Annotated in this window: 9 protein-coding genes; 7 read left to right on the top strand and 2 right to left on the bottom strand. The window is 62.3% G+C overall.

The features are described 5' to 3' along the window. Positions 1 to 95: 95 nt before the first annotated feature. Positions 96 to 857 (bottom strand): class I SAM-dependent methyltransferase, encoded by a 762-nt coding sequence (locus tag AC30NL_RS23135; RefSeq protein WP_489466326.1) that lies wholly within the window; start codon positions 855 to 857, stop codon positions 96 to 98. 303 nt (positions 858 to 1,160) lie between these two features. Between AC30NL_RS23135 and AC30NL_RS23130 the strand changes: the two genes are divergently transcribed. After that, a complete protein-coding gene (locus AC30NL_RS23130) occupies positions 1,161 to 1,289 on the top strand; it encodes a hypothetical protein (protein WP_489466325.1) in 129 nt (42 codons plus the stop codon). A 633-nt stretch (positions 1,290 to 1,922) separates the two neighbouring features. Here AC30NL_RS23130 and AC30NL_RS23125 read toward each other — a convergent pair. Beyond that, positions 1,923 to 2,189 carry a hypothetical protein gene (locus AC30NL_RS23125; RefSeq protein ID WP_489466324.1) on the bottom strand — a complete coding sequence of 89 codons (267 nt, stop codon included), beginning with the start codon at positions 2,187 to 2,189 and terminating at the stop codon, positions 1,923 to 1,925. 65 nt (positions 2,190 to 2,254) lie between these two features. On the opposite strand from AC30NL_RS23125, the gene dbpA reads away from it, so the two are divergent. The 6 genes from dbpA to AC30NL_RS23095 all read left to right on the top strand — a co-directional run bounded on the left by dbpA (position 2,255) and on the right by AC30NL_RS23095 (position 12,023). After that, positions 2,255 to 3,682: an ATP-dependent RNA helicase DbpA gene (dbpA, locus tag AC30NL_RS23120; protein ID WP_489466323.1), complete on the top strand. Its 1,428-nt coding sequence runs from the start codon at positions 2,255 to 2,257 to the stop codon at positions 3,680 to 3,682. Positions 3,683 to 3,696: 14 nt separating this feature from the next. Then, positions 3,697 to 5,931 carry a helicase-related protein gene (locus AC30NL_RS23115; protein ID WP_489466322.1) on the top strand — a complete coding sequence of 745 codons (2,235 nt, stop codon included), beginning with the start codon at positions 3,697 to 3,699 and terminating at the stop codon, positions 5,929 to 5,931. Between the two features lie 319 nt (positions 5,932 to 6,250). After that, entirely contained in the window at positions 6,251 to 7,429 is a 1,179-nt protein-coding gene (locus tag AC30NL_RS23110; RefSeq protein ID WP_489466321.1) for an isovaleryl-CoA dehydrogenase, read from the top strand. Positions 7,430 to 7,669: 240 nt separating this feature from the next. Next, entirely contained in the window at positions 7,670 to 9,478 is a 1,809-nt protein-coding gene (gene aceK, locus AC30NL_RS23105; protein WP_489466327.1) for a bifunctional isocitrate dehydrogenase kinase/phosphatase, read from the top strand. A gap of 29 nt (positions 9,479 to 9,507) precedes the next feature. Further along, positions 9,508 to 10,704: an acetyl-CoA C-acyltransferase gene (locus AC30NL_RS23100; protein WP_489466320.1), complete on the top strand. Its 1,197-nt coding sequence runs from the start codon at positions 9,508 to 9,510 to the stop codon at positions 10,702 to 10,704. Between the two features lie 188 nt (positions 10,705 to 10,892). Next, positions 10,893 to 12,023 carry an acyl-CoA dehydrogenase family protein gene (locus tag AC30NL_RS23095; protein ID WP_489466319.1) on the top strand — a complete coding sequence of 377 codons (1,131 nt, stop codon included), beginning with the start codon at positions 10,893 to 10,895 and terminating at the stop codon, positions 12,021 to 12,023. Positions 12,024 to 12,185 lie beyond the last annotated feature (162 nt).

Raw genomic sequence — 12,185 nt, 5'->3', positions numbered from 1 at the left:
GCGCAGCCATAGCCCGGGCTATGGCGAGCATTTGCAACGACGAGCAGGGGTCTTTTGGCGTGATGAGCGGGCATGATCGAAATACTCTCAGCCTCTCAGGCACGGGTGACCTTGACGGCCATGTGCAAAGGGAAATCGAGAAGTGGGCCGAAGAACGGTTTGTCGATCTCGACCATGTCGTGGGTCACCGCGAGCTCAGTCACGGTCGGCATGGCGTCGAAGCCCGCCAAGCGCAGCCCTGCGAAGTAGTCCTCGAGCGTCTTGTGCACCAGCTGCACGTCCAGAGAGCTGCCGTCGCGCTTCCAGATCTGTCCCGGGAAGCGCTCGTCGCGGGCGCTGAAGTAGCCCGCGCTGCCAACGTCGAAATAGAACGGCGGTGCAGGCTGTCGCATGAAGGCGAAGGCGGGGTGCGGCACGGCGAACACGAATCGGCCGTTTGGCGCCAGCGTGCGGTGCACGTTGGCCATCGTCCGGTGCATCTCGGCGACGCTCAAGTAGTTGAAGAGGAAGACCGCGACGACGAGGTCGAAGTGACCTGTCCCGAGGTCCGCCTGCGCGGCGTTGGCGACGTCGTAGCGGATGCCCAGCGGCTGCGCGGCCTCGGCCTGGCGTGCGAGATCGATCATCCGCTCGGAGACGTCCAGGCCAACGACCTCGCCCGCGCCGAGCCGGCGCAGCTCTCGGCTGCAGTAGCCCTCGCCGCAGCCGAGGTCGAGGACGCGCTCGCCTGCAATCGGCTCGCACAGCACCATCACCCGGGGTCTGGCCGTGTAGTCCGACAGCGACATCGGTAGGCGCCGGGACCAGCCGCTGGCGGTCTGGTCATACAGGGTCCGGGCATCGGTAGGAAGGCTCATTGGGCGTCCTCCGCGAAGAGGAAAGCGCGCGGGGTGCGGCAGAGCACACCCATGTGCATGCGCAGGCGTCTCGTGCCGCAGGGACCGCGCGACGTGTGCCGATGGCTCTGGCGCCGGGCGGCGCCGCAGGTGCTGATCATTCCGTTCCTCCCTGGGAATCTGGTGATGTTCCCCATGGGTATCGGCCCCTGCACAGGAGAGTTGCTATCTACCGCTTGTTACACAGGCTCCTCTCTGTGGAAAAGTCGACGATTCGGCCGGAAGAAGACAGCTTCGCGGCGCCGACCCACGCTCAAAGAACCCATGTATCGAGTCCAAGTCTGTGCGGCCATCGCTGTGATGTCGGGTGACTGCCTGCATGACACGGTCGGCATCGCCAGTTGGGCGCTTGGTGCGGTCGGCTGCGCGGTGGCCGGGTGGCTGAGAGGCTGAGAGCATTTCGATCATGCCCGCTCATCACGTCAAAAGATCCCTGCTCGTCGTTGCAAAGCGCAGCCATAGCCCGGGCTATGGCTGCGCTTTGCGCCTAGGTGCCATTTGACGCGCTGCTCGGGTACGCTCGAAAGACTCTCAGCCTCTGATACCGTTCTTCGTGCTCTGGGTGCTGCCGCTGACGTTGCTGCTGCAGCGGCTCACGGTCGGCCGCATCGCTCATCGAGCGCCGCTTTCCCGATCCGTCGCACAGCGGCGAAGGGGACAAGGTGTTTCAGTGTCGGGTCACGCTTGGCGGGGTGCGATTCAAACTGATGTGTACGCTTCAGGTTGCGGACACCGATTTCCGTTCAGGCTGACCCTTCGATGCCTCAGGACAGGGTACGCCTACGGCGTATCGAAGCCCCATCCCGACGCTCCACAAGCCCTTCGATCGCGAAGCGACCCAGTCCTGAGGGCGAACGGGTGTTGATGACTTCACATCAGTTTGAATCGCACCCCGCTTGGCGTGTTTCCTGGCTCCGCACCGCCGGCGCACGGCGCTGCGCCGCGCCGGACCGAATATGCGCACGCGAGGCAGGATGACCTCGACGCCGGTTGCCCAGGCTATCCCGAAGGGATGCGCGAACCGGATCAGGGGTTTGTGCTGTCGTCTGTGCGTACGACCATTTGCTTGTACAGGTTCTCGCCGGTGATGGTCAGCTTGAGTCCACCGCCGTTCCATTCGAGCCAGTTGAGGGCGACGTAGTCGTCTATCAGGCTTTCGGAAATCAGGTCGGCGCGGCGGCGCTTGAGCAAATCGACGGTGGTCGGCAGGTCATTGCGCAAGAGTCCCAGTCGGGGCATTGCTATCCGCATCGAAGGCGGCGTGTAGACGTCGCGGTTCACTGTTTTGGGCATGAGATCCTTCAGAGTGAATCCACACCATACCATCGGTATGTGTCGCCGATCATTACCAGCTGTCTATGTCCCAATCTAAAACATCTATTACAGCCGCATCAGAAGCCAATTCCTTCGGCAAGTTGCCGCTGACGGGGGCGATGCTCGAGAACCTTCAACGGATCGGCTACGAGCAAATGACGCCTATCCAGGCGGCGAGCTTGCCAATCGCACTCGCGGGCCACGATCTCATCGCTCAGGCCAAGACCGGAAGCGGCAAGACGGTGGCCTTCGCACTGGCTTTGCTCGCACGGCTGGACGCCGGACGAATGGCCGTGCAGGCCATGGTGCTTTGTCCGACACGCGAACTCGCCGCGCAAGTCACCGATGAAATGCGCCGCCTCGCGCGTGCCGAAGAGAACATCAAGATCCTGAGCCTGTGCGGCGGCGCCACCATGCGTCCGCAAATCGCCAGCCTCGAGCACGGCGCGCACATCGTGGTGGGTACGCCCGGGCGAATCCTCGATCACCTGGAGCGCGGCAGCCTCGATCTTTCAGCGCTCAACAGCTTGGTGCTGGACGAAGCCGACCGCATGCTCGACATGGGCTTTTACGACGACATCGCGGCGGTGGCGAAACAGTGCCCGAAGGAGCGCCAGACGCTTCTGTTTTCGGCGACATATCCAGAAGGCATCGACAAGCTGACAAAGCAATTCCTGCGCTCGCCGCAAGAGGTAAAGCTTCAGTCGCGGCATGCTGCGACGAAGATCCGTCAGCGCTGGTACGAGGTGCAACAGGACGAGCGCCTGCATGCGGTGTCGCTCTTGCTCGCGCATTTCAGGCCAGTGAGCACACTCGCGTTTTGCAACACCAAACAACAGTGCCGCGATTTGATCGATGTGCTGACAGCGCAAGGTTTTCAGGCACTCGCGCTGCACGGCGATCTCGAGCAGCGCGATCGTGACCAGGTGTTGATCCAGTTCGCCAACCGCAGTTCTTCGGTGCTCGTGGCGACCGATGTGGCCGCGCGTGGGCTCGACATCGATCAGCTCGAAGCGGTGATCAACGTCGACGTGACGCCGGAGCCTGATTTGTACACGCACCGCATCGGGCGCACGGGCCGTGCTGACGAAGAAGGGTGGGCGCTGAGCCTCGCAAGCATGGATGAGATGGGACGTGTCGGTCGCATCGAAGTGATGCAGGGCACCCCCACGCAATGGCACAAGTTGAGTGAATTGACAGCTGCAAGCAGCGAGCCCCTGTTGCCGCCCATGGTGACGCTCCAAATCCTCGGTGGCCGCAAGGACAAGATCCGTCCCGGCGACGTGCTGGGGGCGCTGACCGGCGAGGCCGGATTCACGGCGGCCCAAGTCGGCAAGATCAACGTGACAGAGTTTTCGACCTATGTCGCGGTGGACCGGAGGATCGCGAAGCAGGCGCTGAACAAGCTCAATGCCGGCAAGGTCAAAGGCAAGCGCGTCAAGGTGCGCTTTCTGCAGGAAACGCAAAACTGAATCGCGCGCCTCGAATGTCACACAACAAGACCCCCGCCAAGCCGGACGCACTCAAGCTGCCGCACGCAAAGCACGCGAGCCGCGTGCCGCAACATCTGACTGCGGAGCAAGTCGCACGCATCCAACAGAACGCCTACACCTTGCCGCAGGTCGTGAAACCTGCCGACTTCATTGACGAACATACGCCGGGCTTCGAGTGCTACCTCGACACGCTCGGCATGATCCTGTTGCAAAAGGCCGCAGCGGGCGCGCGCCCGAGCCGATGGATTGCGCCGGAGCTGATGGACGACGCGCTGAGGCACATCGACGTGGTGGGAACCGGCCCCAACGTGCGATCGTTGATGCTTGCGCACACGGCCGCGCTCGAAGCCTTGGGCGTTACGCGACTTCGCAACGGATGGGAGCGGCTCGTCACCCAGACCTTGAATTTGTCGGTGCCGGGGTGGGCCATGCGTGTGGCCTTTCGCGTTCCGATCGAATCTGCCATGGTCTGGGATTTCTATCGAACGGGTGACCTCGGAGCGTTGTCCGATGCGCTGGGCCTGCCGCCGCCCTACCCGCACGCGCAAGAGCTCGCCGCACATCTCGAATCGCTCATCGCACGCAGCGCATCAGGTCACCCCGAGCACATGGAATCCCTGCTTGCACGGCTGCAGGCTGAATGCGCCAAGCCCCAAGCCTTTGCCGATTTCAAAGCTGCCTGCAGCCGGGCACAAGACCGTTGGGAGCACCGCGTCGCCGAACTCGACACCCTGGCAGTCCTGAACAACGAACTGGCTTTTCAGGGCTATCCGGACACTTTCGAAACCGCGCGCCACCTGCAGCGCTCGGTGACGCTCTATGTCGGCCCGCCCAACAGCGGCAAGACGCACGCCGCCTTCGAGCGCTTGGCGCAAGCCCATGACGGTGCCTACCTCGCGCCGCTGCGTCTGCTGGCGCTCGAAGGGCGCGACAGGTTGGTCATGCGCGGCGTGGCGTGCTCGCTGCTGACCGGCGAAGAAAATGTGCCCGCGCCCGATGCGCGGGTGGTGTCGAGCACCATCGAGATGGTCAACACAACCCGACCGATCGATGTGGCAGTGATCGACGAAGCGCAGATGATCTTTGACCTGTCGCGTGGCTGGGCCTGGACGCAGGCCATCGTCGGCGTGCCGGCCAACGAGGTCATCATCATCTGTTCGGCCTACGCCGTGCCGGCCATCGAGAGCTTGCTCAAACTGTGCGGCGAGAACTGCACCGTGCGGATGTTCGAGCGCAAGCAGCATGTCGAGATGTTGCCCGGACCGATCCCCATCGCCGCTCTGAAGAAAGGCGATGCGGTCGTCGCTTTCAGCCGCCGAGACGTCCTGATGCTGCGCGACCAGGTGGCGGCGAACGGGCATCCGGTGTCGGTAATTTATGGCGCGTTGCCGCCGGAGGTACGGCGTCGCGAGGCGGAGCGTTTCGCAAACGGCGCGTCGCACATCCTCGTTGCAACCGACGCCATCGGCATGGGGCTCAACCTGCCGATTCGGCGTGTGCTTTTCAGCACCATGACCAAGTTTGACGGGCAGGCGGACCGGCCGCTCGACGAATCCGAAGTTCACCAGATCGCGGGTCGCGCCGGCCGCTATGGCATGCACGAAGAGGGGTTCGTCGGCGTGCTTCGCGAAGCCGAGCCGCATGCTGCGCGAACGCTCAAGGAATTGCTGCCCAAGATGCCGCGTGCGCCGCGCGACTTCAAAGCACCTGTCGCGCCGAACTGGTGGCACGTGAACACCATTGCATCGCGCCTGAACCTCACGCGGCTACGTGCCGTGCTCGACGTGTTCATGGACCAGTTGAAGCTCGACGACGCGCACTTCGAGGTGGCCGAGCTCGACCAGATGCTTGAACTCGCCGAGCAGCTCGACGGCACGGCGCTGAAGCTCCCGCTCAAACAGCGCTTCATCTACGCTCAGGCGCCAGTCGACACCCGCACCGAAACGCAGGTGCAGGCTTTTCTCAACTGGACGCACAACCATACCCTGACTGGCAAGGCCGGCACACCGTGGTTTCTCGACGAGGTGGATGAACACAGTCGCCTCGATCGAATGGAGCTGGCGCTGCGGTCCTGCACGCTGTGGCTGTGGCTGGATCTGCGCTTCCCCGACATCTATGGTCACTTCGACGAAGTGGTTGATTTACGCAGCCGGTTAAACGACGGCATCGAGCGGCACCTGAAGGGCAAGAAGCCACTGTGGCAGATGCGGGGCGGGCCGCGAAGATAGTTGCTTGAGGTTGCGCAGGCCCAGCGCCCGAACCATCATAGACATGTGAGATCCTCGAGGAGGAGTGCTGTCGCTTGAGGATCTGGTTGCGAAGGGTCGCTGCCATGAGCTGATTCTGGAGCGGCGCCGTCCGTCCATTCTTGCCGTCCGGCTTATGCGACAGAGCAGACGGCGTGAATGAATCGAAGGTCCGTCCGGCCCCGACACTACGATATGATTTACGTTTACGTAAACGTCAATTACAGGTGCAGCCCGTGGACGTCACCGATTCGACCATCGAGTTCAAGGCCACCCAGCTGAACGAACGGAGATACAGCTCATGAACATGCCCGGCCTCGACTTCCAGCTCGGCGACGACATCAACTCTCTGCGCGATGCGGTGCGTGAGTTCGCTCAGGCCGAGATCGCGCCCCGTGCCGCAGAGATCGACGAGAGCGACCAGTTCCCGATGGACCTGTGGCGCAAGATGGGTGACTTGGGCGTTCTGGGCGTGACTGTGTCCGAAGAATACGGCGGCGCCAACATTGGCTACCTCGCCCACATGATCGCGATGGAAGAAATCAGCCGCGCGTCTGCCTCGGTGGGCCTGAGCTACGGCGCGCACAGCAATCTGTGCGTGAACCAGATCAAGCGCAACGGCACCGAGGCCCAGCGCCGCAAGTACTTGCCCAAGCTGATCAGCGGCGAACATGTCGGCGCGCTCGCCATGAGCGAACCGGGCGCGGGGTCGGACGTGATCAGCATGAAGCTCAAGGCCGAAGAGAAGAACGGCTACTACGTGCTCAACGGCAACAAGATGTGGATCACCAATGGGCCCGACGCGGACACGCTGGTCGTCTACGCCAAGACCGAGCCGCAACTCGGCGCGCGCGGCGTCACGGCCTTCCTCATCGAGAAGGGCATGAAGGGCTTCTCCATCGCGCAAAAGCTCGACAAGCTCGGCATGCGCGGTAGCCACACGGGCGAGCTGGTCTTCAACAACGTCGAAGTGCCGGCCGAGAACGTGTTGGGTGCCTTGAATGGCGGGGCCAAGGTGCTGATGAGCGGGCTGGACTACGAGCGCGCCGTGCTTGCCGCCGGCCCGATTGGCATCATGCAGGCGGTGATGGACAACGTCGTGCCCTACATCCACGACCGCAAGCAGTTCGGCCAGAGCATCGGCGAATTCCAGCTCATCCAGGGCAAGGTGGCGGACATGTACACCGTTCTGCAGGCAGGGCGCGCGTTCTGCTACACGGTGGGCAAGAACCTCGACATGCTCGGGGCTGAACATGTCCGGCAGGTGCGCAAGGATTGTGCTTCCGTGATCCTGTGGTGCGCCGAAAAAGCGACGTGGATGGCGGGCGAGGGCATCCAGGTGTTTGGCGGCAACGGCTATATCAACGAGTACCCGCTTGGCCGCTTGTGGCGCGATGCAAAGCTGTATGAAATCGGAGCAGGCACCTCGGAGATCAGGCGGATGCTGATCGGTCGCGAGTTGTTCGCCGAGACGATGTAAGGACATGGCCCGAAACAACTTGCCGTTTTGCGGGTGCTGGGCGGGCGCGCTGCGGCGTTGCTCCTCATTTGTGTGGCTCGCCACACGGCGCTCGGAGCGCGTTGCATCGCATCCCGCCCTGCGCCCCCAAAACGGAAAATTATTCCGGGCCATGTCCTAACGCCTTCGGGCAGGCGGGGCGTCACTGCATACACTTCCTGATTGCCGCGCCGCAACATCATGAACATGAAACGCCCGATGATGTTTCCTCGCGCCCTGAGCGACAGCCGGGCGTTCGACATTGCGCAGGCCATGCTTGACGGTTTCAACCGCCACTACCGTCTGTTCCGCGAAGCGAGTGCCGAGGCCAAGGCGCGTTTCGAGGCGGCGGACTGGCACGGCCAGCAGAGGGCGCAACGCGAGCGCATCGAGTTCTACGACAAGCGCGTCGATGAAGGCGCCGAACGCCTGCAGCGCGAATTCAACGCGAGCGAGCTGTCGATGGACGTGTGGCAGCAAGTCAAGCTGCACTACATCGGGCTGCTCACCAACCATCACCAGCCCGAGTGCGCCGAGACATTCTTCAACTCGGTCACGACGAAGATCCTGCACCACAGCTACTTCAACAACGACTTCATCTTCGTGCGGCCGGCTGTGTCCACCGAGTACATCGAGAACGACGAGCCCGCATCGCTGCCGACCTACCGCGCCTACTACCCAAGCAAGGACTCGTTGCGCGACACATGGCTGCGCATCGTCAACAATTTTCAGCTTGAGGTCCCATTCGAAGACCTGGATCGTGACGTCAACCACGTGTTGTCGGCCGTGCTCACGCAACTGGGCGACTTCAAGGCCCGAGCCAACTTCCAGGTGCAAGTGCTGGCCAGCCTCTTCTTTCGCAACAAGGGCGCGTACGTGGTGGGCAAGGTGATCAACGGCTTCAACGAGACACCGTTTGCGCTGCCGATTCTTCACACGCCGCAAGGTCAATTGACCATCGACACCGTGCTCTTCGGCGAGGACGAGCTGCAGATGCTGTTCAGCTTTGCTCGTGCCTATTTCATGGTGAACATGGAGGTGCCCTCGGCCTACGTGCAATTCTTGCGGTCGATGATGCCGCGCAAGCCGCGCTCCGAAATCTACAGCGCCATCGGTCTGCAAAAGCAGGGCAAGAACCTCTTCTACCGCGACTTTCTCTATCACCTGCGGCATTCGAGCGACAGCTTTCGCATCGCGCCCGGCATCAAGGGCATGGTGATGCTCGTGTTCGACTTGCCGTCCTTTCCCTTCGTGTTCAAGGTGATCAAGGACTTCTATCCGCCGCAGAAGGACACCACGCGCGAGCTCATCAAGAGCAAGTATCTGCTGGTGAAGCAACATGATCGCGTAGGGCGCATGGCCGACACGCTCGAATACTCGAACGTGGCTTTTCCCCGCACCCGTTTCGAAGAAGAACTGATCGACGAGCTCAAGCATTTCTGCCCGAGCCTGATCGAGGAAGAGGGCGACACCATCGTCATCCGCCACGTCTATATCGAGCGTCGCATGGTGCCGCTCAACATCTATCTGCAAGACGCCACGCGCGAGCAGATCGAGCGCGTGGTGGTCGAGTACGGCAACGCGATCAAGGACCTGGTAGCGGCCAACATCTTCCCCGGCGATATGCTGTGGAAGAACTTCGGGGTCACGCGCAACGGCAAGGTCGTCTTCTACGACTACGACGAGATCGAATACCTCACCGAATGCAACTTCCGGCGGGTGCCGACGCCTCGCACCGAGGAAGAAGAGATGTCCAGCGAAGTTTGGTACCGCGTCGGTCCGAAGGACATCTTCCCCGAAACCTTCAGCCCTTTCCTGCTCGGCAATCCGACTGTGCGCGAGGTCTTCCTGAAGCACCACGCCGACTTGCTCGATGCGTCGTTCTGGCAAGGCCACAAAGAGCGCATCCTCGCCGGCCATGTGCATGATGTGTTCCCGTACGAAGCGAGCAAGCGCTTCAAGCACCAGCGCAGGCTGCGGGAGGCGCAAGCTGCCGCAGCGACGGCTTCATTCTCGACATCACCGCAGTGATGCATCTTCTGTCCCACAAGGAGCTAACCATGTCCCAAGACCCCATCGTCATTGTCTCGGCCGCCCGCACGCCCATCGGCGGTTTGCTGGGTGATTTCTCGTCCCTGGCAGCGCATCAACTCGGCGCAATTGCGGTGAAGGCCGCGGTCGAGCGCGCTGGCATCACCGGTGACGCGGTGAACGAAGTTTTGCTCGGCAACTGCCTCATGGCCGGCCAGGGCCAGGCGCCTGCCCGCCAGGCCGCACTGGGTGCGGGCCTGCCGCAATCGGCGGGTGCCGTCACGCTGTCGAAGATGTGCGGTTCCGGCATGCGCGCCATGATGTTCGCGCATGACATGCTTCGCGCCGAGAGCGCCGACATCGTCGTCGCCGGTGGCATGGAAAGCATGACCAACGCACCGCACCTCACCCAGATGCGCAAGGGCGTGAAGTACGGCATGACTTCGCTGTACGACCACATGGCCATCGACGGCCTGGAAGACGCCTACGAGAAGCTGCCCAGCGGTGGCGGCAAGGCCATGGGGGTGTTCGCTGAAGAGTGCGTGTCCAAGTACCAGTTCACGCGCGAGGCGATGGATTCGTTCGCGATCGCGTCCACCGAGCGTTCGAAGAAGGCCAATGAAGACGGCAGCTTCAATTGGGAAATCGCGCCTGTCACGATCGCCGGCAAGGGCGGCGACACGGTCGTCAAGTTCGATGAACAGCCGTTCAAGGCCAGGCTCGACAAGATCGCGGGCCTGAAGCCAGCGTTCAAGAAGGACGGAGCCATCACCGCCGCCACCTCTTCCAGCATTTCCGATGGCGCTGCCGCACTCGTGCTGATGCGCGAATCGACGGCGAAAAAGCTGGGTGTCACGCCGGTGGCCCGCATCCGTGCACATGCCGTGCATGCGCACGCGCCGAACTGGTTCACCACCGCGCCTGTGGGAGCCATCGACAAGGTGCTGAAGAAGACCGGCTGGACCGCCAAGGACGTGGACCTGTGGGAAGTGAATGAAGCTTTCGCTGCAGTCACGATGGCTGCGATGGCCGAATTCAAGCTGCCACATGAAATCGTCAACGTGCACGGCGGCGCATGCGCGCTTGGCCACCCCATTGGCGCAAGCGGCGCACGCATCGTCGTGACGCTGCTCGGCGCGCTCAAGAAGCGTGGCCTGAAGAAGGGCGTGGCGGCGCTGTGCATCGGCGGCGGCGAAGCCACGGCCCTGTCAGTGGAACTGGTCTGACGCGTTTTTTTGACGGCTTGTCAGGACATGGCCCGGAATAATTTTTGGTTTTGGGGGCGCAGGGCGCCCGCTCTGCGCCCCCAAAACGGAAAATTGTTTTGGGCCATGTCCTTAGCGTCCGGTCGGCAAGCCTGGGAGGTTGAGCCTCTGATCGGACGCGCGAGCGACAGGCCACCGGAGACAAATACATGCTTCTCAGCGAAGACCACCGCGCGGTGCAAGACGCCGTTCGCGCCTACGTGCAAGACAACATCGCGCCAAAGGCGGCACAGTGGGACCGCGACTGCCATTTTCCGAAAGATGAATTGCGCGGCCTGGCCGAACTCGGCTGCTATGGGGTGGCCGTGCCCACCGAATGGGATGGGGCCGGGCTCGACTACCTGAGCCTGGCCGTGATCCTCGAGGAGATTGCCGCGGGTGACGGCGCGACTTCGACCGTGGTGAGCGTGAACAACTGCCCGGTGTGCTCCATCCTCATGGCGTGGGCGAATGCTGCGCAAAAGGAGCAATGGCTCAAGCCCCTCGCACGCGGCGAGATGCTTGGCGCCTTTTGCCTCACCGAGCCGCACGCAGGCTCGCAGGCAGACGGCCTCAAGACAATGGCTGTGAAGGACGGCGACGACTACGTTCTCAACGGCGTGAAACAGTTCATCACGAGCGGCAAGAACGGTGATGTTGCCATCGTGATGGCGGTCACCGACAAGGCCGCCGGCAAGAAGGGCATCAGCGCCTTCATCGTGCCTACCTCGACACCAGGCTACGTCGTGGCCCGCGTTGAAGACAAGATGGGCCAGCATGCAAGCGACACCGCACAGATTCTGTTCGAGAACTGTCGCGTGCCGGCAGCCAACCTGTTGGGTGATGAAGGGCAGGGCCTCAAGATCGCGCTATCGGGCCTGGAGGGCGGGCGCATCGGCATCGCTGCGCAAAGCGTCGGCATGGCGCGTGCGGCGTTCGAGGCGGCGCTACGGTATTCGAAGGAACGCGTGGCTTTCGGCCAGCCCATCTTCGAGCACCAGGCCGTGCAGTTCCGCCTGGGCGAGATGGCGATGAAGATCGAAGCTGCACGGCAGTTGATCCATCACGCCGCGAGTCTGAAGGATGCGGGGCAGCCATGCTTGAAGGAAGCCGCAATGGCCAAGCTCTTTGCGAGCGAAATGGCCGAGGCGGTGTGCAGTGCGGCGATCCAGATTCACGGCGGCTACGGCTACGTCACCGACTTCCCGGTCGAGCGTATCTACCGCGATGTTCGCGTGTGCCAGATCTATGAAGGCACGAGTGATGTTCAAAAAATTCTGATCGGTCGGGCGCTGGCTTGACGTGGCGCTGCATTCAGAGGCTGAGAGTTTTTCGATCATGCCCGCTCATCACGCCAAAAGACCCATGCTCGTCGTTGCAAATGCTCGCCATAGCCAAGCTATGGCTGCGCTTTGCGCCTAGATCAGGCGCCTTTTGACGTGCTGCTCGGACACGTTCGAAAT

The sequence above is a fragment of the Rhizobacter sp. genome (genome assembly GCA_021153565.1).
Taxonomy (GTDB): Bacteria; Pseudomonadota; Gammaproteobacteria; order Burkholderiales; family Burkholderiaceae_C; genus Albitalea.
This window is presented reverse-complemented; position numbering and strand designations above follow the sequence as displayed.